Below are 24,153 nucleotides of genomic sequence, written 5' to 3' on the forward strand. Positions count from 1 at the left end.
GAGACTATCCTGTTATCATCTATTTTAGGATAGTATTTTTCGAAGCTCCCTTAGTATGATTCAAATGAGGGAGCTTTTATTTGTAAATGTGAGCCTCTTTATGACGAAAAGGAAGGACGACAAAATGAAATTACAAGGAACGATGTCAGTAAAAAATGATGAACTTTATATCGGAGGAATTAGTTGTTTAGAACTTGCTAAGACGTATAAAACCCCTTTATATGTCTTTGATGAACAACTTGCTCGAGAGAATTGCCGCGAATATGTGAAACATTTCAAAGTGAAAGAACATCGAAATCGAGTCGCTTATGCTGGGAAGGCCTTTTTACCCCTTCATATGTGTCAACTCATTAAAGAAGAAGGATTATATTTAGATGTGGTATCTGGTGGGGAATTATACACGGCGCATAAAGCTCAGTTCCCAATGGAAAATGTACTGTTTCACGGAAATAATAAGACCATTGATGAAATTAAAATGGGTCTTGAGTTAGGAGTAGGTCGATTTGTTGTTGATAACTATTATGAACTTGATTTGCTAGAACAGTTCTGTAAAGAAAGAGGCACATCGCAAGCGATTTATTTGAGAATTACACCTGGTATAGAAGCACATACACATGATTATATAAAAACGGGACAAATTGATTCGAAATTTGGATTTACTTTGACTAATGGGGATTTATATGAGTGTTTAGCCAGTTTTCATCGATATGAGCATCTACAACTGGTTGGATTACATGCACATATTGGATCACAAATTTTTGATGTAGAACCTTTTTTAGATGAAGTAGATATTATGATGAGTTTAGTTAAGGAGATTAAGGAAACATACGGCATTCAAATTAGAGAAGTTGATTTAGGAGGAGGAGTTGGCGTTTATTATACGAAAAATGATCAACCAAAAACCATTCAACAATTTTGTGAAGCTATGATTGAAAAAGTAGAAAAATCTTGTCAGAAATTAGGGATTAACGTACCGACGTTAATCGTTGAACCAGGACGTTCCATTGTCGCAAATGCTGGAAGTACGCTATATACAGTTGGATCGATGAAAGATATTAAAGATGTTCGAACCTATGTCAGTGTAGATGGTGGAATGACTGATAATATCAGACCTTCGTTATATCAAGCACGTTATGAGTGTGCGATTGTGAATAAAATGAGAACAGGGGATCAAAAGCAAGTAACGATCGCAGGAAAATGTTGTGAAAGTGGTGATATTCTTATCACAGATGTTGATATTAAGGGTATTGAAACAGGTGATATCTTGATTATTGCCTCAACCGGTGCGTATGGATATTCGATGTCATCAAATTATAACAAGATTCCGAAGGCTGCGGTTGTTTCGGTTCAAAATGGAAAAAGTCGAGTGATTTGTAAACGACAAACGTTAGAGGAATTACTAGCTTTAGAAGTTTTATAGGGGGAATGAGAATATGGGGATTTTGGTTCATAAGTATGGTGGGACATCAGTTGGAACAACTGAGAAGATTAAACGGATTGCAAAACGAGTCATTGCGGAAAAGGAAAAGGGAAATGATATGGTGGTTGTCGTATCGGCGATGGGGAAAACGACGGATCATTTAGTGGAGATGTCAAAAGAGATTGCGATAAATCCCAATAAACGAGAAATGGATTTGATTTTATCCACTGGAGAACAAGTGTCCATTGCGTTGTTGTCGATGGCCTTTCAGGAATTTGGATATGACGCTATTGCTCTAACTGGGTTTCAAGCTGGAATTAAAACATATGGACCGCATACTAAAAATAAAATTTTGGATATTGATGATGAGAAAATTAAGAATTATTTAAAAGAAGGGAAAGTTGTAGTTGTTGCTGGGTTTCAAGGGGTGAATGAAAATGGCGATATTACAACACTTGGTCGAGGAGGGTCAGATACAACAGCAGTTGCTATAGCAGCGAAACTTGGTTGTCCATGTCATATTTATACAGATGTTGATGGCATTTATTCCGTCGATCCACGACTGTATAAAGAGGCGAAAAAACTTGATGTTATTAGTTATGAAGAGATGATGGAGATGGCAAGCCTTGGTGCAGGTGTGATGGAACCACGTGCTATTGAAATTGGATGTAAATATAATATTCCAATTTATGTAGCTTCAAGTATAAATGATGTGGGTGGAACTTATATTAAGGAGTATGATGAGAAAATGGAAGCGAATATAGTAACGGGGTTAAGTGTTTGTGATGATATTTTAATGGTAACAGTTAGTCATATTTTATATAACTTAGATCATGTTGCGACTTTATTTGAAAAACTAGCGATTGAAAATGTAAATGTGGATATGATTAGTCAAACAGCACCAGTTGATGGGTATATTAATGTTTCTTTTACTGCACCAAAAGATGATTTATTTGTAATTGAAAAGGTGATGGGGGATCTAGAGGGTAGAGTTGAGATTAGTATAGAGGATGAAATTACAAAAATTTCAGTCGTTGGAATTGGAATGAGAAATCAAAGTGGAGTAAGTGGTCGCTTATTTAGAATTTTAGCGGATAACGGGATTTCCTTTAGGCAAGTGACAACATCAGAAATTAGTATTTCATACACAATTGATAAAAAAGATAAAGAAAAAGCGGTTCGTGCCTTATCGAATGAGTTGAATTTATAAAGGGGGAACGGCGTATGGATTTAAAAGAAATTTTAACAACGCATCGAGAGTATTTACATCAAATTCCCGAACTTGGATTTTGTGAGTTTAAAACATCAGCATATTTAAAAGAACAATTAGAACTTTTAGGATACAAGGTTGAATCAACCGCAAAAACAGGATTGTTAGCTTATCGAAAAGGTGAAAGTGATGAATGTATTGCTTTTCGCTCAGATATGGATGGATTGAGTTTAGCAGAAGAGACTGGCGTTGCATTTACATCTAAACATCAGGGAAAAATGCATGGATGTGGTCATGATGGTCACATGGCTATTTTACTTGGATTTGCGACTCATTTATCAAAGATTGAACCGTTAAAAAAGAGCGTATTATTCATTTTACAACCGGCAGAAGAAGGTCCAGGCGGAGCTGAGGTTATTGTCAAAGAAGGAGTATTAAAAAAATATAAGGTGAAGTTTATATTTGGTCTACATTTATATCCAGAGATTGAGGAGGGAAAGTTTGGGCTTCGATCAGGTGTGATGACAGCTCAAACTGGAGAGGTTGATATTGTCATTCAAGGTCAAGGTGGGCATGGAGCGATTCCTCATAAAGCAAATGATGCGCTCATTATAATGGCTCAGTTAATCAATAGTTATCAAAGCATTGTGAGTCGAAATTTGAATCCAATTGATGGGGGCGTTCTTACCATTGGTACGATTCATGGTGGAGAGCGTCGAAATATTATTGCTGAAAAAGTAGAACTGACAGGAACGATTCGCGCATTTAGTGAAGAAGTTTATGAAACGATTAAGCGACGTATTGTAGAGATCAATACTGGACTTGAGACGATGTTTAATGCCAAAGTAAAGACGCAATTTATTGATATGTATCCATGTATTGTGAATGATAAATCATTATTTGAGTTAGTGTGTCACTCAACACTCGGTGAGAAAATGATTGAAATTGATCCGATGATGATTGCAGAAGATTTCTCTTATTATCAAAAAGAGGTTCCAGGATTATTCTTTATGCTAGGATCTCGTAATGATGCGCTTGGTTTTACAAATCCACTGCATCATTCGAAATTTAATTTTAGTGACAATGTTTTATTAAATGGCGTTGAACTGTATGATGAAATGTGTCGTTTATTAAATGTTTATTAGGGAGTGTGTAAAATGAATGGGATTAATGTTGCAATTGTAGGGGCTACTGGTTTAGTGGGACAAACCTTTTTAAAAGTACTTGAGGAACGAAATTTTCCAATTAAGGAGTTATATTGCTTTGCATCAAGTCGCTCAGCTGGAAAAACGATTGAGTTTAAAGGAAAAACTTATGTTGTTGAAGAATTAACAGAACAATCTTTTGATCGAGAAATTGATATTGCTTTATTTTCAGCAGGCGGTGGAATTAGTAAGAAGTTTGCTCCGATTGCGGCTAGTAAAGGAGTACGAGTAGTAGATAATTCTAGCGCTTGGCGCATGGAAGCCGAAATTCCACTTATTGTACCAGAGGTGAATCCTCATGTTTTAAGTCATAATGACTACATTATTTCGAATCCAAATTGTTCAACGATTCAATCCGTCGTTCCATTAAAAGTGTTACATGAGGCATTTGGAATTAAACGCATTGTGTATTCGACTTATCAGGCTGTATCTGGCTCAGGGGTGAAGGGGCTTCATGATTTAGAAGCGGGAACAACTGAGTTTTATCCGTATCCGATTGTTGGAAATTGCTTACCCCATATCGATGTCTTTTTAGACAATGGTTATACAAAAGAAGAAGTTAAAATGATTGAGGAAACGAAAAAAATTTTAGGAGATCAAAATATTAAAGTAACAGCAACAACAGTACGAGTGCCTGTTAAGTATGGACATTCTGTTTCGATGAATTTGGAGTTTGAGCGTGAGTTTGAGTTAGAAGAGGTTTATAGGCTACTACAAAGCGTGGATGGCTTAGTAGTACATGGTCACGAAAATTCGCTCGATTATCCAATGCCTATTGATGTTGAAGGGCATAATGAAGTTCATGTTGGCCGAATTAGACGTGATTTTAGTGTCGATTCAGGTTTAAATTTATGGGTGGTTGCCGATAACATTAGGAAAGGTGCAGCAACGAATACCGTTCAGATTGCTGAATTACTGTTAGATTATTTGTAGGAGATGGGAAAGATGTTTAGTGGATCAGGAGTAGCGATTATAACACCATTTAAAAATGATCGAGTTGATTATGAAAAATTACGAGAACTGCTAGAGTGGCAAATTGCTAATGAGACAGATGCGATTATTATTTGTGGAACAACGGGTGAATCTGCAACGATGAGTGATGCTGAACGAAAATCGGTTATTAAGTTCACGGTTGAGGTTGTTAATAAACGGATTCCTGTCATTGCAGGAAGTGGAAGTAATAATGCGGCGTATGCGGTTGAATTGAGTCAATATTGTGAATCGGTTGGTGTCGATGGCTTGTTAGTTGTAACGCCTTATTATAATAAAGCAACAGAGAAGGGGCTTTTGAATTATTATGAGTTGATTGCAAGTCATGTCAATTTACCAATTATTTTATATAATGTGCCGGGACGTACAGGGGTAAATTTAACACCAAAGATGGTTGCAAAGTTAGCAAAGATTTCGAATATTATTGGGATTAAGGAAGCAAGTGGTGATATTTCACAAGTGGCCGAAATAGCTCGCTTATGTGGAACAGATTTTTCAATTTATAGTGGAAATGATGATATCATTATTCCAGTTTTATCACTTGGTGGAAAAGGAGTAATTTCAGTTTTAGCGAATATTTTACCAAAAGTTACACATGATTTAGTAAGTAGCTATTTAGAGGGCGAAGTAAATAAAGCACGTGATTTACAACTAAGTGTGAATGGACTTGTGCATACTTTATTTATTGAGGTAAATCCAATTCCAGTTAAAACAGCCATGAATCTCATGGGGATGAATGTAGGAAACCTCCGCCTTCCTTTAACAGAAATGGCAGCAGAAAATTTAGCAATTTTACAAGACGAACTAACGAAGTACGGATTATAGCACGAGGTGATATCAGATGTTGAATGTAGGTCTAAGTGGATGTAATGGAACGATGGGACGAATCATCCATGATTTATTATTAGAACAAGAAAATGTTCAAGTCGTTTTTGGGATTGATATTGAGCCGGAACGCTATGAGAATGATTATCCAGTATTCACAGATCCATATGAAATTAATGTAGATTGTGATGTGATTATTGATTTTTCAAAGCCAGAAAATATTGATCATTTATTAGATTATTGTGTGAATCATGAGACAGCAGTTGTGATTGCTACGACTGGACTTAGCGAAGCACAGGAAGCCAAAATTATTGAAGCTTCGCATAAGATTCCAATCTTCCGTTCAAGTAATACATCACTTGGAGTCAATGTATTGCTTGACTTAGTAAAAACAGCAACGCGTTTATTGAATGATAACTTTGATATTGAGGTTATTGAAAAGCATCATAATAAAAAGGTGGACGCCCCAAGCGGAACAGCTTTTATGATTGCTAACTCAATTAATGAGGAGCTTAATCAAGCGATGGATTATAATTATGGTCGTCAAGGTAATCATATGAAACGAAATGAAAAAGAGATTGGGATTCATTCTGTTCGGGGAGGAACGATTCCAGGTGAGCACACGGTTATTTTTGCAGGACCGGATGAGATGATTGAAATTAAGCATACGGCGTTATCGAAAAAGATTTTTGCCGAGCAAGCCATTAAAGCAGCAGAATTTATTACACATAAAGAAGCGAAGTTATATAACATGAGTGATATGATGCATGCAAATTAAGGGGGAAAAGAGAAATGAGTGAAATTAGTTTAACAGATCCATATGAGATTGCACGATATATTAAAGAAGCAAAAAAGAGTACACCTGTTAAAGTTTATGTTAAAGGAGATTTAGACGGTGTACAATTTCCAAATTGTCGTGTGTTTGGGGAAGGCCGTTCTTTAGTTGTTTTTGGTGAGTATACTGAAATTCAATCGGTACTTGCTGAAAATAAAGGGCGAATTGAGTATTATGAAATCGAAAATGATCGTCGTAATTCAGCCATTCCGATGCTTGATTTAAAACAAATTAAAGCTCGGATTGAACCTGGAGCAATTATTCGTGATAAAGTTAGCATTGGTGAAAATGCAGTTATTATGATGGGGGCGGTTATCAATATTGGTGCTGAAATCGGTGAGAATACAATGATTGATATGAATGCCGTTGTTGGTGCACGTGGAACGATTGGAAAAAATGTTCATATTGGAGCAGGATCGGTTATTGCAGGTGTGTTAGAACCACCTAGCAAAACACCAGTTATTATTGAAGATAACGTGATGATTGGGGCGAATGCGGTTATTTTAGAAGGTGTTCGTGTTGGAGAGGGTGCCGTTGTTGCAGCTGGAGCTGTTGTTACACAAGATGTTGCACCCAATACAGTTGTTGCTGGAATGCCAGCCCGTGTCATTAAAGAAAAAGACGAACAAACAGCTGACAAAACGCAAATTTTAAAAGATTTAAGATAGTAAGAAAAACAACAGTGGACCCCTGCGCTACGTGATTTAATCGAAAGATTAAAGTCGTAGCTTTCCTCCACTGGTAGGGCGAGTGGCTCAGAGTTTATGAAGATGATGCGAATGTTGTTAGAGAATAAGAAAAAGAGGTATATCAACTAGATATGCCTTTTTTAATAAAGGGGGATTTTTAATGTTAAGGTTTGAAAAATACCAAGGAACGGGGAATGATTTTGTTATTTTTGAGATGTCTGAGTTAGATGGTTTGCAACATTCTCTACTAGCACAAAAGGTTTGTAATCGACGTTTTGGAATTGGTGCAGATGGAATGATTGTTGTTGCGCCTTCTAAAGTAGCTACAATGCAAATGATTTTTTATAATGCAGATGGAAGTATAGCGACGATGTGTGGAAATGGGATTCGCTGTTTTGCAAAGTATGCCACTGATCATGAGTTAGTTAAAACGAAAGTTTTTACGGTAGAAACATTAGCTGGCATTTTGACACTTGAAATAATTGAAAGTGATGATTTAACTAGTTTAGTGCGTGTAAATATGGGAAGTGCTATTTATCAACATGAATCAGTTCCGCTCCCAGGTGACGGAGATAAGTTTATTAATCAAATGCTTGAAGTTGATGGAGTACCGTATACTGTGAGTAGTTTAGTCATGGGAACGATTCATACCGTATTATTTATGGATAACATTGATGAAGAGGCGGCGGCACGAATAGGAGCAGCCATTGAAAATCATCCACTATATCCGAACAAAACGAATGTAAATTTATGTAAGGTAGTAGACTCGAAAAATATCGATGTTTTAACATGGGAGAAGGGGGTTGGAATTACACTCGCTTGTGGAACTGGATCAGCGGCTTGCGCCTTATTAAGTCAAGATCTTTATGATTGCGAAACTAGCGTTACCGTTCATGTTAAAGGTGGTAACTTACTTATGGAACGAGTAGGTGAGGAAATATATATGACGGGACCGGCAACATTGATTTGTAAAGGACAGTACCTATATAATTAGCGCTACTATAGTTGGTCTTTCTATCAAAAAGACTGATTCTGAGATATACTTATAACATAGAAAAAACCTTCTAAAGTACTTAGGTTTGCGAGCTCACTTTAGAAGGTTTAATTAATTTTATCTATTCGATCAAACTAGGTCTCCCTAGTATTAAGTTAAGATAGCACGTTAAATAGATGAAATGTTAATTGCTATCTTCATTAATAATATATGAAGGAAGGAGAATTGAGGAACAAAAGAATAGACAAGAGTAAGAAAAAAGGATACATCAAGTATCCTTTTTATTCATATTTTACAGCGTCTTCTGCTGTTACTTTGAAATAACCATCTGGCATTGGGCCACGTTGGTCTTCGTAAAGCTTGTTTTGTACATAAATGGCGACTTTATCGACATTGTAGTTGTAGCCATATGTATTAACTAAAGCATCAATGAAGCCTGCTTCAATACCTGAACCAAGATTAGTTGAGAGATGAAAGCTTTCGTTAAAATAAATATTTAAGATACCACTTTCCTCATCGAGTGTGGCTGAGGTAACAAAGGTATCTTCATTTATTGTTACAAAGTCTTTATTGTCTTGGTTCTCTTTAAGTGCTTCAGTTAAAGCATTAACATAGGCATTTTCGATGACGTCTACTTCCTTATCGACATAAAACATTTGATTCTGTTCTATATCATAGTAATAAAGTCGACTTATCCGTTGTTGAGTGTTAGGTGTTTGATTTGAATCTGAATTATCGTCTTGATTAGAATCATCAGATTCAGTTTTATTAGTTGAATCAGTGTTAGAATCGGAATTATTATCTTCAGGTATGGAAGTTTGGTTCTCTTCTTGATCACTTGTAGAAGAATCGTTTTCAGATTGTGCTGCTTGATTGCTATCTGATTCCTGTTCATTTGCTGGTGAACAGCCAAATAAACTAAAAACCATAAACAAACATGTCATCATTGCTACAATAAATTTCTTCATAAGACCCCTCCTAATAATTCGATTCGATAGTATTATAACAAGAAGAAATGTAAAAAAATGATGTATTATGGTAGGGTTAAAATAATTATAAAAAGTTTTGTGCGGGTGATAATTATAATTAATGAACAGAGGTGGAGAAAGATAGGATTAAATTGATTATGATTGCCTTTTTTGTAAGAGGACATCATTCTGATATCGCAAATATAAGTATTTAAGTGTCTAATGATATAGAAGATGTTTGGTCATAATGAAGTTAAATGCCACTTATTAGTATTAGGTTTTATGCTTAAGACAATAAGTGTTTTTAATGGTCTCGATTTTCTTTACCATTGAACTATGTAACATTTGATGTGTTATATTAGTCATGGTTTAAAAGAATAAACGAATAATGAAATTAACTAATAGAGAATATAAAAACTAAAAGAGGTGATTAAGCGATGGAAAAGAAGATTAAAATTCATGTGTTTCACACCGGAGAAGTAGGGGTTGATCCTGCGGTTCCATTTAGAGATGTTTCTCGTAATCCAATTGCCTATACAGGGTTATTTCGAAGTAAAAAAAGGAGAATTTTGCTTCCTGTATCTGCTTATTTAATTGAACATCCGAAAGGATTGGTCTTAATTGATACAGGGTGGCATCGTGATGTTAGAATTGATCAAATAAAGCATATGTCTTGGAAATTAAATTTTGCAAGCAAGGCAAGATTACCTGAAGGAGAGGCAATTGATGAACAATTTGGAAAGCTAGGAATTAAACCAAGAGATTTAGACTATGTATTTTTAACTCATTTAGATGTTGATCATGCAAGTGGACTTGAACTAGTGAAAGAGGCTAAGCATATTATGACAAGTAAAGAAGAACTAGAAGCAGCTCAAAAAGGTGATATTCGATATTCAGATCGCTTTTGGAATGGTGTTAATTTAGAACCATTTGAGATGAAAGTTTCAAGTTATGGTCCATTTGGTAGAAGCTATGATGTGTTTGGTGATGAAAGTGTCTTACTTATTGATGTAGCAGGACATACAAAAGGGACAAGTCTAGTAATGGTTCAGAATCAAGGACAATTTGTTTTATTAACAGGAGATACGGGCTATGCTAAAGAGTCATGGGAAGAGCTTCGTCTTCCGGGGCCTGTTGATGATAAAGAAAAGATGAGAAAGACATTAAAATGGGTTCAGGAAATGTCAAAAAAAGAAGGATGTGTGGAAGTTTTAGCGACGCATGATCCAGAGGTTATCCCTCACGTTATTGAATTGTAGGAGGTCTGAGATGAAGGAGTGTCAATATAGGCTTAAGCGTATTATAAAAGAATTTGAAGTTTGCCATGATGCGCTAGTAGCTATTGGTGATGAAACGAGGCAACTTATTATTATGACGCTTTTAGAAAGTGATTGTAATGGAATTCGTGTCGGTGAAATTACAGAGAAAACGCATCTTTCCAGACCTGCTGTTTCTCATCATTTAAAGATTTTAAAAGAAGCAGGGATGATTAATATGAGAAGGGAGGGAACGAAAAATTATTATTATATGGATGCGAATGAAACTCAATGGGGGCAGATTGCCCAACTTGTAAATCATATTTACGAGGTGGTAAAGGATTTCGCACCCATTGATACAAGGAAGGGAGATGATTAGTATTGTTAGTTAAGTTATTAGTTTGTTTAATTGCTGGTTTAGGGGCAGGGATTGGAACTGGGTTAGCAGGATTGAGTGCAGCAGCAGTGATTTCACCGATGTTAATTAGTTTTCTTGGAGTGCCAGCTTATCAAGCTGTTGGAATTGCTCTCTCTTCAGATGTATTAGCCAGTGCCATTTCAGCGTATACGTATGGAAAAAATAAAAAGCTTGATATCAAGAATGGCTTAGTTATGATGGGAAGTGTTTTAATCTTTACCATGATTGGAAGTTATCTTTCAAAATTGGTCCCAAATCAAATGATGGGGAATTTTTCAATGTATATGACCCTTCTTGTGGGAATTAAATTTATAGTTAGGCCGATTATGACAGCTCCAGATGTAGTAGAAGAAAAGCCTACGCGTACAAAAATTATTCAGTCTATTTTATGTGGCGTACTAGTCGGGTTTATTTGTGGATTTGTGGGTGCCGGTGGCGGAATGATGTTGCTTTTAATTTTAACGAGTGTGCTCGGCTATGAATTAAAAACAGCTGTTGGAACCAGTGTTTTTATTATGACTTTTACTGCCTTAACAGGAGGGGTCTCACATTTTGTTATTGGTGGTATCCCTAATTTGGAAATCTTATTTTTATGTATGCTCTTTACATTGGTTGGAGCAAGGGTTTCAGCAAGATTTGCGAATAAGGCATCAGCTAAGGTTTTAAATCGAACACTAGGAGTTGTCTTGACTATCATCAGTGGACTAATGATTATCATGGATTTATTAAATTAAGAAAAGAATAAAATAAATATTAAAAAGGAGAGATGATCATGGATATTTTTGAAGCAATGAAAAAACGTCATTCAGTACGTCGTTATGTAGATAAGAAGATTGAAGACTCTATTGCTAATGAATTATTAGCTTATATTGAGGAGTGTAATCAAAAAAGCGGAATGCATATTCAGTTATGTCTAGATGAACCAAATGCTTTTGATAGCTTTATGGCACACTACGGCTCATTTAAAAATGTTAAAAACTATATTGCGATTGTGGGTAAAAAGGGGAAAGATTTTGAGGAGCAGTGTGGCTATTGGGGTGAGAAAGTTGTTTTAAAAGCAACACAGCTTGGGCTTAATACTTGTTGGGTTGCGTTAACATTCAGTAAAGGAAAAACTGTCTATCAGGTGGAAAAAGGTGAAAAATTATGTTGTGTTATTGCACTTGGTTATGGTGAGACACAAGGAGTTCCTCATAAAAATAAACCAATGGAAAGTCTATGTAAAACAGATAAACCCATGCTAGATTGGTTTTAAAAAGGAATGGAAGCAGCACTTTTAGCTCCTACTTCTTTGAATCAACAAAAATTCTTTTTCAATTTAGAGGGGAATACAGTCATAGCGAAAGCAGGACTAGGATTTTATACGAAACTTGATTTTGAAATTGTAAAAGCTCATTTTAAAATTGGTGCACAGGGTGCCGGGTGGCAGTGGAAAAAATAATAGAATATAAGATAAAACCCCATCTTTTTTAGAATGGGGTTTTATCTTATAGAAAAGCGATGTTTTAGAAGATTAAGATTTAATATTATTAACGTCTTTTAAAATACTTTCAAGTTTCTTTGTTGAAGTGATGCGTTCATTGCACTTATTACTATCTAAACACATATAAAAACCGATTGAGCGATAAGTATCTTTTCGTTTACAGATTGGAGAAACGAAAGCTACTTCATTTTTAGGTCCTATGTGATTACAAAGAGCACAAATATTCGTTTGTTTAACTTTTGCTTCAGTTAAACGACAAGACATACCGAGTAACTTGCCGTTTAATGGATAGATAACAAATAATTTTTTTGTAGCCTGATCAAACCAGCCAAGATACACTAAGGGGGTGTCTTGAGCCTCTGCAGGAGGTAATTTTAATTTTTTCTCTTTTTTAAAGAGTTTACTAATTTCTGCATTTGATACAGGTTGCATACCATAAACGTAATTTTCAAGTTCTTCTAAAAATTTATTAATCTGTTTTGAATCCTTTAAATCTTTAATATCTAGTAACAGTTTCTCCTCTGATGATAAATGACTTAGGTGGCTGAGAATTTTATCTTGAATATAGTCACGGCTAGCATCGCGAGTATTGTAATCGTTGCAATTACGAAGCGCACTGCTTAAGTCTTGTAGACGTTTATTAATATAATTAAATTCTTCTTTCTTTAAGAATGCATTCATGACAAGAATCTCCTTTCTATTTGTTTCTATAAAAAAGATGATTATATCCAATATAATCATCCAATGGCATTGGATTTATTAACAGTTTAGCATGGGGAAAAACCTGACTGCAATCCAATAAATAATTCTATATTAATTATGAGCATTGACGCTTTTGTTCACTAATAATTCGTCGAATGCTTTTTTCTGATAAATAATATTCTTCAGCTAGGATAGGGATAGTTATTCCATTTAAATACCTTTGATAAATCTCTTGATTTCTAACTTGGAGGGTGCGTTTGATTCCGCTTTTTTCACCCCAAGATTTTTGATTACCTTTTTTTCTAGGAACATAAAGATATTCGCCATCCACATATTCTTGAATCAGTTTTAAAATGTCTTCTGGTAACACATCTTGTTCTTTTACATACCTCATTTTCTTACTCCTTTACGATTAAAAATTTAAGTCGTAAAGCGAAGAATTCTCAGAAAGCATGTGTTACAGAGCCAAATCATGTCCATTTCTCAGCTATTTGATTAATTGATTAGGCTCCAAACAAAGCATAGCTGATTCTGAGGTTCTTCGCAAGGAGCAAGTCGAAATAAAGTTGAAGGTATCTAAAACTTTCAAAAAAATCACCTCCCAAAAGATAAAAAGATAGAGTTATTATAGCATATAATAGTAGGCTCAAATATAGTTTAAAATAGCAGCGTAATGAATACTAGTTTTGTTAGGTATTAAGCGAAAAAGTTCAATAAAAAAAGTCATTGAATAGTTGTATGCTATTTCAATGACTTTTTAAATTAAATGAATTTTATTTTTTCTTTATTATCATTGTAATCAATGATGATATCGGTGCAAACTTTAGGTGAAAGATTCGCTTCACAGATTTGAGCTAATTGGATTAGGAAATATTCACCTGTATAGCAATATAGACATAACCCTTCAGGTTTTAAAACATAGGAGATTGGAAGGACCTCCATCACTTCATGATTTATCTTTAATTTAATGAAGACTTGATTGTCTAGAGCCTGATTGATTGTTTGACAGAGTTCGGTTTCTAAATCAAAAGTAGGAGAAGGTAAGTCAATAATTAAATGTTTTTGAAGATGATTGATGATGTCCGAGCATTTATTAGGGTCCATGAGTCGAAATTTATCGATCAAAGAAGCTTCATGAATACTTTCACTGAGATGTTCTCCAATATACAAGGAGGTGATTAACGCACAGTAATCACTCTGTTTAAGAACTTGTTTAGCAATAATATAGTTTTTATCTATTTCAACGCCACCATCTTTTCCACGATAAATAATAATAGGAATACCTAAAATAGATAATTTATCCAAATCTCGTTGAATTGTTTTGGTCGATACATTGAACGTTTTAGCTAGCTCTTTGATTGTCACTTTTGAGCTGCATTTTAATAGATAAAATATTAAATCTAATAATCTCATGCTACTGTTATTTATTATTTTTTAACCACATAATAGCGCTATAGGCATGCATAGCGGCACCTGTTACAAGAATATCCTCATTAAATTGTACCTTTTCATTGTGCATTGGTTGACCAAATAAAGGATTTTCATTCTTTGTACCAGCGCCTAACATTAAATAAACACTTGGTACTTCATAAGAGTAAGAGGCAAAGTCTTCTGATCCCATACCACCTTGCTCGAATAAAATAACTGCTTGTTCGCCTACTAAATCTTTTACATATGAAGTTACTTCGTGCGCAAGTTTATTGTCATTAGCTAGTGGTGGAGTTGATGATAACTCAATTAATTCGGCTTCTCCTCTAAACATTTTTGCTGTGGATACAACGATATCGTTGATGCGATTAAAAATAAATTCTCCAACCTCTTTATCTAAGCTTCGGATAGTTCCTTCCATAATCACTTGTCCAGGAATGATATTAGGAGCATCTCCACCTACAAATTTACCGATAGTTACAACGGCTGGCTGAGTAGTAGCAATTTCTCGGGCAATAATTTCTTGTAAAGAAATATAAATGTGTGCGGCAATATTGATTGGATCGACACCTGTTTCCGGCATTGCTCCATGACATCCCTGTCCGTTAACGACGATTCTAAAACGATTGCACCCTGCAATAGTCGTTCCTAATCCACATAAGACAAGGTTTGAAGGTGTTCCAGAATGGACATGCATCGCCATTGCTGCATCTACTTTAGGATTTTCAAGGACACCAGCTGCGATCATCTTTTTAGCACCAGTAAAACCTTCTTCATCAGGTTGGAAAACAAGTTTAATCGTTCCTTCAATTTGACTTTGATTTTGTTTTAATAACTTAGCAGCACCAAGTAACATGGCTGTGTGCATATCATGTCCACAAGAATGCATGCATCCATTCGTTGATTTAAAATCACAACTTGTTTCTTCTTTCATCGGTAAAGCATCCATATCTGCTCTTAATAAGAATGTTTTTCCTGGTTTTTCACCTGAAATTGTCGCAACAATTCCACTCTCACAAATTTCTGTTGGTTCATATCCAAACTCTTTTAATTTATCCATAACAAATGCTTTTGTTTTTGGAAGAACAGCTCCGACTTCAGGGTTTTCGTGAATGATTCGTCTGTAATTAATTAATTCATCTTTGATTAATAAGGCTTGTTCAATAAATGGATTCATAATTATCCCTCTTTACTTTCTAAATTTTATTTAATTAATGTCTATCATAACAAATAAATAGGACATATATAGTCTACATTAAAATTATTTTTTATACATAATAAAAAATTTTTTTCTTTGTTTTTTTAGAATATAAGCCCAGATAAGTTTTTTTACATCGTAAAAATTTTAAATGCCTTAGTAGCGTGGGATTAGATTTCTTTGAGAGATTTGCAGGTAACCTATTCCCTAGCAGTTGAGAATAAATATTCTTCAAAAATGCTAGTAAATCCCTGGACTATAGGATGTCTCGATAGCTAAAAGAAATCAGTATTTTTTTTATTTGCTACCTTAGATGTAGAATACTTAACTGTTTATAGATAGTGGAGTTAAAGAGCAATGATCGACTCATTGCTTCTTTACCATTTTGAAACAGAAAATTATTAAAAAAATTAGATTAGGAGGTCCTGCTATGAATCAATTACCTAAGGGGTTTTTATGGGGGGGGGGCTGTTGCAGCTCACCAAGTAGAGGGAGGTTATAATAAAGGTGGTAAAGGAATCAGTATCGTCGATGTTTTAACAGGTGGAGCTCACGGTGTCGATCGAGTGATTACCGATTCAATTGAAGAAGGTAAATATTATCCTAATCATGAAGCCGTTGATTTTTATGGTCATTATAAGGAAGATATTGCACTATTTGCTGAATTAGGATTTAAGTGCTTTAGAACATCTATTGCATGGACACGAATTTTTCCGAAAGGTGACGAATTAGAACCTAATGAAGAAGGATTAAAATTCTATGATGACTTATTTGATGAGTTATTAAAATACAATATTGAACCCGTTATTACGTTATCTCACTTTGAAATGCCATATCACTTAGTTAAAGAATATGGGGGATGGAAAAATCGTAAGGTTATTGATTTCTTTGTTCGTTACAGTGAAGTCGTGATGAAACGTTATAAAGATAAAGTTAAATATTGGATGACATTTAATGAAATTAATAATCAAAAAAATTATAAGTATCCATTATTCGGTTACACATGTTCTGGAGTTATTTTTAATCATGATGAGAATCCTGAACAATGTATGTATCAAGTCGTTCATCATCAACTAGTGGCAAGTGCTAAAGTCGTAGCATTAGGACATCAAATTAATTCAGACTTCCAAATTGGATGTATGATGGCGTGTGTTCCATTATATCCATACTCTTGTAAACCAGAAGATATGATGTATTCTGTTGAATCAATGCATGATCGTTATTTATTTAGTGATGTTCATGTACGTGGTGAGTATCCGACTTATGCAATTAAGGAGTGGGAACGTAAAGGATTTAATATTCATATGGAACCAGAAGATAAAGAAATCCTTAAAAATGGAACAGTAGATTATATTGGATTAAGCTATTATATGACAAATGCAGTTAAAGCGGACAATGTCGTAGAAGGAAATGGATTATCTGGATTCCCAGGAAGTGTACCAAACCCACATGTTAAATCATCGGATTGGGGATGGCAAATTGACCCGATTGGATTAAGATATGCGTTAAACTTATTATATGAACGTTATCAAAAGCCTTTATTTATTGTAGAAAATGGGTTTGGAGCTATCGATACAGTTGAAGAAGATGGTTCAATTAATGATGACTATCGTATTGATTACTTAAGAGCTCATATTGAGGAAATGAAAAAGGCAGTAGTATTAGATGGTGTAGACCTAATGGGATATACACCTTGGGGATGTATTGATTGCGTCTCATTCACAACAGGTGAGTATAAAAAACGTTACGGATTCATTTATGTTGATAAACATGATGATGGGACAGGAACGATGAAACGTATGAAAAAGAAAAGTTTTAATTGGTACAAAAAAGTTATTGAAACAAATGGCGAAGAATTATAATTTATTAACCTAATTAACCATAAACCATGAAAAATAAAAATCATTCATTATAATTTTAGCTTGAAATAATAAAATTACCTAGAATAAGGGAAAAGGGCTACCTCTTTTAAAAATGAGGTAGCCCTTTTTATGTATCAAAAACCATTTATTTTAAATAATCGACAAGGACTTCTTTAACCATTGAGACAACGCCGAGTGTTCCAAGTCCTTCTTGGACATCTTCTACAACCATAGCAATGGATACGTTAGATGAATCTAAATCTGTTGCAATAAACCATCCATTTTCGCTTCCTGTTTCACCTTGAGATGATTTGATCTCAGCTGTTCCTGTTTTTCCAGCTAATTTAATTCCATCAATTTTAGCTAAATGTCCAGTTCCATCACTATCTTCAACAACTGCACTAAAGGCATCTTGTAGGATAGAAAGATTTTGTGTTGAAATGACTGACTCTTTAAGAACACTTGCCTGGTAACTATCGGTTAAAATAAGAGTTGGGTTCATGATATTTCCGTTATTTGATAAAGCACTGTAAGCAAGCGCCATATTTAACGTCGAGACCATGATTTCTCCTTGTCCATAGCCCGTATCTGCAAGTAAAATATCACGATTAAGCGTTCCATTATTAGAAATTTGACTCTGTTTGATTGGATAGCCAATCGTTAAGTCTGTTCCAATTGTAAATTGCTCAGCTCCTTTAATCAGTGTATCGCTTCCCATTTCAAGAGCATTCATCGCGAAATAAATATTGTCTGAGTATTTAACAGCTTCTTTTAAAGCAACGTTTGTCTGAGCATTAATTCGTCTAATATGATAATTTCCCCAGGAGCTATCTTTTTGCCACTCCATCCCATTGATTGTTTTCACTTCGTTTGGATTGAGTGTTCCATTTTCAAGTCCTGTTGCTGCTGTGATTAGTTTAAATGTCGAACCTGGTGAATATAAGCTTGCGAAACGATTTTTTTCATCGGCAAACTCGATATCTTCACGATGTTGTTGTTCACTCTTTGTCATATAAGTTGTAAACCAATTGGAATTATAAGACGGTGAGCTAACTAAGGCTAAAATATCACCGGTTGTTGGATCTACTGCTGTTGCTGAACCTTTTTCACCATTCATTTTCTCATACACAATTGTTTGTAAATGAGAATCGATTGAAAGTGTGATATCTTCACCATGTTGTGCTTCTTTTAAGGCAAGGGTTTCAATCTTGGTGCCATCTCGTTCAATATAAATTTCAACCCCGTTAATTCCTCTTAGTGTTTTTTCATATACTTGTTCAAGTCCGGCTTTTCCAACCATTGAGGTCATCGTATAGATACCCTCTTCATCAGCTGTTAGTTCTTCTTCGCTAATCGGTCGAATATATCCTAATAGTCGTCCGAATGCTTCATCATTTTTATAGACTCGACCTTGCTTGCTCTGCGTTAAGATTCCTTCTGTACGACGATTTTCTAATGATTGTAATTTAGGGGAATCTGGAAGTAAATCCACAATAGGGACAAAATAGTCTGGATTTGAATTCGCAGCTAATTTTTTTGTAATGGTCTCTTCGCTAATATCTAATACATTAGCCAACTCTTTAATTTTATTATCTCTGTTCTCCTCATCAAAAATAGCAGGATGGATTCCAATTGTAATCAGTGTGCCATCTGATGCGAGTGCTTCTCCATTTCGATCAAGGATGCTTCCGCGATTTGCAGTTTGAGTGCTGACTCTGACCTTATCACCACTTTCCATCATCGGGAAAATTAAGCTCTCTGACCAAATGACTTTTAACTCTTTATCCTCTTTTATAAAAGGAAGTTCAAAATCAGAACGATTGACTTCTCCTGCAACAGTATCCATTGTTAATGAGAAAGGAATCACCTTATTTTCAGTATCAATTTCTCCCATTTCAAGGTCAATGTTGCAGGCCTTAATTCCTGAATAAATATTTGTATATCTAGTTATAAAATCTTCTTTTGTTATTGCTTGTTGTGACTCACTGCTTAATAAAAGATATAAACCTTCATAATCTTCATTTACCAATTTTTCTTCAAAGCTTTCAAATAACAATTTTTCAGCATCTGATGAACAACCGGTTAAGAGTAAGGCACAAAATGCTATAATTCCTAGAACTCTCATTATAATCCTCCTTTTGTTAATTTTCTTTATTATGTAAAGTTATACCATTTTTAGAAAAGGAATTAAACGATATTTACTTAATCATCTTCCTAATCTTATATAAAGGTATTTATAATACATACATTTTATTCCTATTCAGAACGATATGATTTTTTAGAGGAATAGTCCTATTTATGACTCGAGTGGTTCATACTAAACTAAACAATTTTTAAAGGGAATTTTAGTAGATATAAGTCCAGATAAGTTTTTCACAATTGAAAATTAAAGCTCTGCCGGTGGAGGATAAATTTCCGTTGGAAATGGTAGGTGACCCTTGGACTATAGTTGTCATTAGTACTAAAGAGGCTTAGATACTGGGGGCATTCAAATATTATAAAATACTTTTTTATTCCTATAGAGATGGAGAATCTTATCAGGATAGTTGTCTAATACATGATTCATCCCAGAAAAAAAATTAAGCAAAATGACTGACTCACATTTCATTTATTGTATGTTTATAGAGTAATGTAGTTACATCATTATAAATCGATTTAAACGTAACAATATGTCATATAATAGAAAGTTTTGTCGAGTTTACCTGTAGTTTATTTTCATATGTTAGAATCTCTTCATAACGAATAGGAGGAAAATGTTACAGTTAAAAAGTATCTTTAAAAATTATGTGATAGGTGATATTGAACAACATGTTTTAAAAGGAGTGAATATTAATTTCCGTGAAAATGAGTTTGTCTCGATTTTAGGACCTAGTGGTTCAGGAAAGACAACACTTCTTAATATTATTGGAGGATTAGATCACTATTCCACATCAAACGGTGTTGGCGAATGTTGAACTTGCGTTAACGTTAGCGGGTGTTTCTAAAAAGGAAAGAAAAAATCGTGCGATTTCCGTATTAAAAAAAGTAGGACTTGAAGATCATTTATATAAGAAACCTAATCAAATGTCAGGTTGACAGATGCAAAGGGTAGCTATTGCACGTGCCTTAATTAATAATCCCGATATTTTACTTGCAGATGAACCAACAGGAGCACTTGATACTGAGACAAGTATACAGGTGATAAATTTATTAAAAGAAATTGCAAAAGAAAAGTTAGTGATTATGGTTACTCATAATCCAGAGGTGGCTGAGCAATATTCAACACGAATCATCAAGTTATTAGATGGAAAAATTCAAGATGATACACGTCCACTTGTCGTAGCTGAAGAATCTTTAACAAAAATAGAACAAGGAAAAACAAAATAAGTTTCGATGTCATTCTTAACAGCATTATCTTTAAGTTTTAATAATCTTAGAACAAAAAAAGGACGTACGATTTTAACTGTATTTGCGAGTAGTATTGGAATTGCATTAATCTTATCTTTATCAAGTGGGATGCAAGAATATATTTCTAGTGTTGAGGAGGATACTTTAGCATCTTATCCTATTACCATTTCTCAACAAGGGATTGATCTTGGATAGGTTACAATTAATTAGACAGTTTTTTTAAGGTCATGTAGAATTATAAATAATATCAATCTAAAGGAGCTTTAACATGACCCAAACTAAAACTCGTAGAACTCGCCGTACATATACGGATGAATTTAAAAACCAATTAGTCCAACTTTATTTAAATGGTAAACGTAAATGTAATATTGTTCGTGAATACGATCTCTCATCGTCTTTACTCGATAAATGGATTAAACAGTCAACTTCTACCGGTTCTTTTAAGGAGAAAGATAACCGCTCAGAAGAAGAACAGGAGCTAATCCAACTTCGTAAAAAAGTTAAGCAATTAGAAATGGGTCACCTAGCATGCGAAGCATAAATCCTCCACTGCTAGGGAATGGAAAATGATATTTTATACCCGCAAGGGGTACGCCGAAGCAAGCTGCGCTGATCTTAGGACGAAGATAAATGTGATTAAAAACAATACCCACAAATATTCAGTTTCAGCGATGTGCCAAGTCCTTAACGTGTCTCGTAGCACTTATTATTACGAATCTAAACCGAAGAAAAATGAGTCTCAACTTGTTACTGATATCGTTGAGGTTTTTCGTCAAGCCGTAATAACTATAGGGTCCCCGTCCTTTCCGAAGGAAAGGTATCCTCCTTTGATGGGCAGTTGACTCGAAAAATTAAACACGAATTAAATAAAATGGGGCAACAAGTTTCACGTCGTCGCATTGGTCGTATCATGAAACAAGAAGGTCTAGTATCAAGTTATACGGTCGCTCAATTTAAGCCACATGTTGTTAAATGTAACGATGATAAAATTGAAAATATCGTGGATCGTAACTTTAATGAACAGCCATATTTAAACGTTGTTGTCAGTGATTTAACGTACGTACGAGTTGGTCATCGATGGCATTATATCTGTGTCCTTGTAGACCTGTTTAATCGTGAAATTATCGGTTATAGCTCTGGGCCTAATAAGGATGCAGCATTAGTTAAGAAGGCATTTAGCACGGTCCAAACTAACCTAAGTCAAATCAAAATATTCCACACGGATCGTGGGAATGGGTCACCTGCCATTTAAGAAGTAAATGTATCCTCCTCTGGTAGGGAATGAATTTAAGAATCAAGTGATTGATGAGATCTTAGAGGCATTCAACATTGAACGATCTTTAAGTATGAAAGGATGTCCCTATGATAATGCAGTAGCTGAAGCGACTTATAAAGTCATTAAAACTGAATTTGTAAAGAATCAAAGGTTTGAAACACACGAACAATTAGGGAATTAGCTGATTATGTTAACGGGTCCCCTAGCAGTGCGAAGCACCGTCCTCAATTGCTAGGGAATGGGTATAACAACCATCGAATTCACTCTTCACTAGGGTATTTATCCCCAGTTGAGTATCGTCAAAATACCCTTAAAAAAGTTGTTTAGTTTAGTGTTGACAATCCATGATTTAATTGTTGAGCGAATCGGCTATTTTTGAATAATTTTTATACGTGTATGTTTAAATGTACTCAGACGGTTATAACTCATAAATAGATTTCCTTGTTAAGAATTTAGTGTGGTAACTTTATTCTATAGCAAAGCTTCTATTTATGATTTTTTTTATGTTTCGAACTTAATAATACAATCTGTCCATTAAAAATACATTTTTTTTACTATTATTGTTAAACCTATATGTAATTGAAATAATTTATTCATGTAATAAATGTTTCAATAGATATCATATTTACTTCATGAAAAGTATGTCAGTTTAAATTAAGGAGGAAATTAAGTTATGAGTACACCTAATAACAACAAACAAAATAAATTTTTTTATGGGTGGGTAATTGTTGCAGCGTGTTTACTTATTCAAGCCATACCGTTTGGAGTAGCAGCGAATTTACCACCTACCTTTACAAACTATGTTGTAAATGGAGAAGGTTTTAGTTATGCGTCATTTACACTTATATTCACTATAGGTACTATTGTGTCTGCTGTTTGTTCTCCCTTTATTGGGAAAATATTTACTAAGGTAAATGTTAAATTATTATTTATCATTGGTGCAATATTGGTCGGTGGTGGATTCATGTTGTATTCACTAGCAGGGAATAAGTTATTTGCTTATTATATAATTGCTGCCCTTGTTCAAGTAGGGAATGCAATTGTTTCAGCAATAGGAGTGCCGACACTTATAAATGCTTGGTTTAAGTTTAATAAAGGGATAGCTCTAGGTATTGCCTTCTGTGGAGGAGGAATAGGGAATATAATTCTTCAAACGTTAGCTGGTAAATGGTTAACAGATCCTAATATCGGATATAAAGGAGCCTATTTTAGATTTGGTCTAATTGCATTAATTGGAACATTATTAATCGCAATATTCCTTGTAAGATTACCAAAATCAGCGGATGAGTTAGCAGCAAATAAGCCTAAGAAAAAGTTAGAAGGACAAGAAGATGTAGCTCATCACGTAAGTTGGGGATATACAATGGGTGAAACAACTAAAATGCCTCAATTTTGGCTAATAGCGGCGTCATTTATATTCATCGGATTCTACGTTAGTGGATTTGCGCTACAGTTTATACCATATTTCCAAAGCTTAGAACAACAAAAAATATTATTAATTTCATCAGCAACATTAGCATCAATGTTTGGATTGTTTTCAATCTTTGGTAACGTATTTGGTGGAGTTCTTTTCGATAAACTAGGATTATCAAAATCATTTATTCTAGCTGGAATTTTAGTTGTTTTAGCAGGTTTATGTTTATTATTTGTCGGTAAGATAAATGTACTTGGATATGTATTCACTGTTGCTTTTGGTATCTCAATGTTCTCTTATGTCATGGGGCCATCTTATATGACAGGGGCCCTATTTGGCGATAGAGACTATGGAGCAATTCTTGGTTTTATCCAATTATTCTTTGCTGCAGGATTTGCTATCGGGACGCCAATATTCAGTCTTATTTTAGAAAAAGCAGGATGGGCAATGGCGTGGACATCTTCGGTAATATTTGCTGTCATTGCTTACGCAGGTTTATTAACTGCTTCTTTATCTATCCTTAAAATGAATAAAGAAAACAATGTTCAAGAAACTAAAAGGATTTCTTAATAATATAAAAAATGGGCTGTTAT

The 24,153-nt window shown here is 34.6% G+C and carries 18 protein-coding genes and 4 pseudogenes; 16 read left to right on the plus strand and 6 right to left on the minus strand.

Features of this window, described 5'->3' with window-relative positions; genetic code table 11:
- Positions 1 to 124 precede the first annotated feature (124 nt).
- From lysA to dapF, 8 genes are all read left to right on the plus strand, one after another.
- On the plus strand, positions 125 to 1,420 hold the full coding sequence (lysA, locus tag J0J69_RS11225) for a diaminopimelate decarboxylase (protein ID WP_055243266.1): 1,296 nt from the start codon (positions 125 to 127) through the stop codon (positions 1,418 to 1,420).
- Positions 1,421 to 1,433: 13 nt separating this feature from the next.
- Entirely contained in the window at positions 1,434 to 2,630 is a 1,197-nt protein-coding gene (locus tag J0J69_RS11230) for an aspartate kinase (RefSeq protein WP_055243265.1), read from the plus strand.
- 14 nt (positions 2,631 to 2,644) lie between these two features.
- Positions 2,645 to 3,775, plus strand: coding sequence for a M20 metallopeptidase family protein (locus tag J0J69_RS11235; RefSeq protein ID WP_055243264.1), 1,131 nt, complete (start codon positions 2,645 to 2,647; stop codon positions 3,773 to 3,775).
- 12 nt (positions 3,776 to 3,787) lie between these two features.
- Complete coding sequence (locus tag J0J69_RS11240) at positions 3,788 to 4,768, plus strand: aspartate-semialdehyde dehydrogenase (RefSeq protein WP_055243263.1); 981 nt, start codon at positions 3,788 to 3,790, stop codon at positions 4,766 to 4,768.
- A gap of 12 nt (positions 4,769 to 4,780) precedes the next feature.
- Positions 4,781 to 5,650, plus strand: a complete 870-nt coding sequence (gene dapA, locus J0J69_RS11245; protein ID WP_317452382.1) for a 4-hydroxy-tetrahydrodipicolinate synthase — start codon at positions 4,781 to 4,783, stop codon at positions 5,648 to 5,650.
- A gap of 16 nt (positions 5,651 to 5,666) precedes the next feature.
- On the plus strand, positions 5,667 to 6,428 hold the full coding sequence (gene dapB / locus J0J69_RS11250; protein ID WP_055243261.1) for a 4-hydroxy-tetrahydrodipicolinate reductase: 762 nt from the start codon (positions 5,667 to 5,669) through the stop codon (positions 6,426 to 6,428).
- A 14-nt stretch (positions 6,429 to 6,442) separates the two neighbouring features.
- A complete protein-coding gene (gene dapD / locus J0J69_RS11255) occupies positions 6,443 to 7,153 on the plus strand; it encodes a 2,3,4,5-tetrahydropyridine-2,6-dicarboxylate N-acetyltransferase (RefSeq protein WP_212726090.1) in 711 nt (236 codons plus the stop codon).
- Positions 7,154 to 7,334: 181 nt separating this feature from the next.
- The gene (gene dapF, locus J0J69_RS11260) at positions 7,335 to 8,168 is read left to right on the plus strand and encodes a diaminopimelate epimerase (protein ID WP_212726089.1); all 834 of its coding nucleotides are present in this window, start codon (positions 7,335 to 7,337) and stop codon (positions 8,166 to 8,168) included.
- A gap of 281 nt (positions 8,169 to 8,449) precedes the next feature.
- Here dapF and J0J69_RS11265 read toward each other — a convergent pair whose 3' ends face one another.
- A complete protein-coding gene (locus J0J69_RS11265) occupies positions 8,450 to 9,136 on the minus strand; it encodes a GerMN domain-containing protein (RefSeq protein WP_055277256.1) in 687 nt (228 codons plus the stop codon).
- Positions 9,137 to 9,573: 437 nt separating this feature from the next.
- Here J0J69_RS11265 and J0J69_RS11270 point away from each other — a divergent pair, with 437 nt between their 5' ends.
- The 4 genes and pseudogenes from J0J69_RS11270 to J0J69_RS11285 all read left to right on the plus strand — a co-directional run bounded on the left by J0J69_RS11270 (position 9,574) and on the right by J0J69_RS11285 (position 12,251).
- The gene (locus J0J69_RS11270; RefSeq protein ID WP_055277255.1) at positions 9,574 to 10,395 is read left to right on the plus strand and encodes an N-acyl homoserine lactonase family protein; all 822 of its coding nucleotides are present in this window, start codon (positions 9,574 to 9,576) and stop codon (positions 10,393 to 10,395) included.
- A 10-nt stretch (positions 10,396 to 10,405) separates the two neighbouring features.
- Positions 10,406 to 10,771, plus strand: coding sequence for an ArsR/SmtB family transcription factor (locus J0J69_RS11275; protein ID WP_055277252.1), 366 nt, complete (start codon positions 10,406 to 10,408; stop codon positions 10,769 to 10,771).
- Positions 10,772 to 10,773: 2 nt separating this feature from the next.
- Positions 10,774 to 11,544, plus strand: a complete 771-nt coding sequence (locus tag J0J69_RS11280; RefSeq protein ID WP_055243256.1) for a sulfite exporter TauE/SafE family protein — start codon at positions 10,774 to 10,776, stop codon at positions 11,542 to 11,544.
- Positions 11,545 to 11,582: 38 nt separating this feature from the next.
- Positions 11,583 to 12,251 (plus strand): annotated as a pseudogene (locus J0J69_RS11285) (nitroreductase family protein).
- Positions 12,252 to 12,323: 72 nt separating this feature from the next.
- Here the strand turns inward: J0J69_RS11285 and J0J69_RS11290 are convergent.
- The 4 genes from J0J69_RS11290 to J0J69_RS11305 form a co-directional block, all read right to left on the minus strand.
- The gene (locus J0J69_RS11290; protein WP_055243255.1) at positions 12,324 to 12,974 is read right to left on the minus strand and encodes a FusB/FusC family EF-G-binding protein; all 651 of its coding nucleotides are present in this window, start codon (positions 12,972 to 12,974) and stop codon (positions 12,324 to 12,326) included.
- A 136-nt stretch (positions 12,975 to 13,110) separates the two neighbouring features.
- Positions 13,111 to 13,389, minus strand: coding sequence for a CD3324 family protein (locus tag J0J69_RS11295; protein ID WP_212726069.1), 279 nt, complete (start codon positions 13,387 to 13,389; stop codon positions 13,111 to 13,113).
- 368 nt (positions 13,390 to 13,757) lie between these two features.
- Entirely contained in the window at positions 13,758 to 14,408 is a 651-nt protein-coding gene (locus tag J0J69_RS11300; protein ID WP_055277248.1) for a helix-turn-helix transcriptional regulator, read from the minus strand.
- Positions 14,409 to 14,415: 7 nt separating this feature from the next.
- Positions 14,416 to 15,600, minus strand: a complete 1,185-nt coding sequence (locus tag J0J69_RS11305; protein ID WP_055243252.1) for a M20 metallopeptidase family protein — start codon at positions 15,598 to 15,600, stop codon at positions 14,416 to 14,418.
- Positions 15,601 to 16,051: 451 nt separating this feature from the next.
- On the opposite strand from J0J69_RS11305, the pseudogene J0J69_RS11310 reads away from it, so the two are divergent.
- Positions 16,052 to 17,483 (plus strand): annotated as a pseudogene (locus J0J69_RS11310) (6-phospho-beta-glucosidase).
- A 145-nt stretch (positions 17,484 to 17,628) separates the two neighbouring features.
- Here the strand turns inward: J0J69_RS11310 and J0J69_RS11315 are convergent.
- A complete protein-coding gene (locus tag J0J69_RS11315; protein WP_212726068.1) occupies positions 17,629 to 19,608 on the minus strand; it encodes a penicillin-binding transpeptidase domain-containing protein in 1,980 nt (659 codons plus the stop codon).
- A gap of 628 nt (positions 19,609 to 20,236) precedes the next feature.
- Between J0J69_RS11315 and J0J69_RS11320 the strand changes: the two are divergent.
- The 3 genes and pseudogenes from J0J69_RS11320 to J0J69_RS11330 form a co-directional block, all read left to right on the plus strand.
- A pseudogene (locus tag J0J69_RS11320) lies at positions 20,237 to 21,059 on the plus strand (ABC transporter ATP-binding protein); the annotation flags it as partial.
- A gap of 79 nt (positions 21,060 to 21,138) precedes the next feature.
- Positions 21,139 to 22,473 (plus strand): annotated as a pseudogene (locus tag J0J69_RS11325) (IS3 family transposase).
- A gap of 346 nt (positions 22,474 to 22,819) precedes the next feature.
- A complete protein-coding gene (locus J0J69_RS11330) occupies positions 22,820 to 24,130 on the plus strand; it encodes a conjugated bile salt MFS transporter (RefSeq protein WP_055243240.1) in 1,311 nt (436 codons plus the stop codon).
- The last annotated feature ends 23 nt before the right edge of the window (positions 24,131 to 24,153 follow it).

Origin of the sequence: Turicibacter bilis (genome assembly GCF_024499055.1) — a bacterium.
Taxonomy (GTDB): Bacteria; Bacillota_I; Bacilli_A; order MOL361; family Turicibacteraceae; genus Turicibacter; species Turicibacter bilis.

Coding starts and splice junctions, on each gene's coding strand:
- lysA (WP_055243266.1), top strand. CDS start 125: ATGAAATTACAAGGAACGATGTCAGTAAAAAATGATGAACTTTATATC.
- J0J69_RS11230 (WP_055243265.1), top strand. CDS start 1,434: ATGGGGATTTTGGTTCATAAGTATGGTGGGACATCAGTTGGAACAACT.
- J0J69_RS11235 (WP_055243264.1), top strand. CDS start 2,645: ATGGATTTAAAAGAAATTTTAACAACGCATCGAGAGTATTTACATCAA.
- J0J69_RS11240 (WP_055243263.1), top strand. CDS start 3,788: ATGAATGGGATTAATGTTGCAATTGTAGGGGCTACTGGTTTAGTGGGA.
- dapA (WP_317452382.1), top strand. CDS start 4,781: ATGTTTAGTGGATCAGGAGTAGCGATTATAACACCATTTAAAAATGAT.
- dapB (WP_055243261.1), top strand. CDS start 5,667: ATGTTGAATGTAGGTCTAAGTGGATGTAATGGAACGATGGGACGAATC.
- dapD (WP_212726090.1), top strand. CDS start 6,443: ATGAGTGAAATTAGTTTAACAGATCCATATGAGATTGCACGATATATT.
- dapF (WP_212726089.1), top strand. CDS start 7,335: ATGTTAAGGTTTGAAAAATACCAAGGAACGGGGAATGATTTTGTTATT.
- J0J69_RS11265 (WP_055277256.1), bottom strand. CDS start 9,136: ATGAAGAAATTTATTGTAGCAATGATGACATGTTTGTTTATGGTTTTT.
- J0J69_RS11270 (WP_055277255.1), top strand. CDS start 9,574: ATGGAAAAGAAGATTAAAATTCATGTGTTTCACACCGGAGAAGTAGGG.
- J0J69_RS11275 (WP_055277252.1), top strand. CDS start 10,406: ATGAAGGAGTGTCAATATAGGCTTAAGCGTATTATAAAAGAATTTGAA.
- J0J69_RS11290 (WP_055243255.1), bottom strand. CDS start 12,974: ATGAATGCATTCTTAAAGAAAGAAGAATTTAATTATATTAATAAACGT.
- J0J69_RS11295 (WP_212726069.1), bottom strand. CDS start 13,389: ATGAGGTATGTAAAAGAACAAGATGTGTTACCAGAAGACATTTTAAAA.
- J0J69_RS11300 (WP_055277248.1), bottom strand. CDS start 14,408: ATGAGATTATTAGATTTAATATTTTATCTATTAAAATGCAGCTCAAAA.
- J0J69_RS11305 (WP_055243252.1), bottom strand. CDS start 15,600: ATGAATCCATTTATTGAACAAGCCTTATTAATCAAAGATGAATTAATT.
- J0J69_RS11315 (WP_212726068.1), bottom strand. CDS start 19,608: ATGAGAGTTCTAGGAATTATAGCATTTTGTGCCTTACTCTTAACCGGT.
- J0J69_RS11330 (WP_055243240.1), top strand. CDS start 22,820: ATGAGTACACCTAATAACAACAAACAAAATAAATTTTTTTATGGGTGG.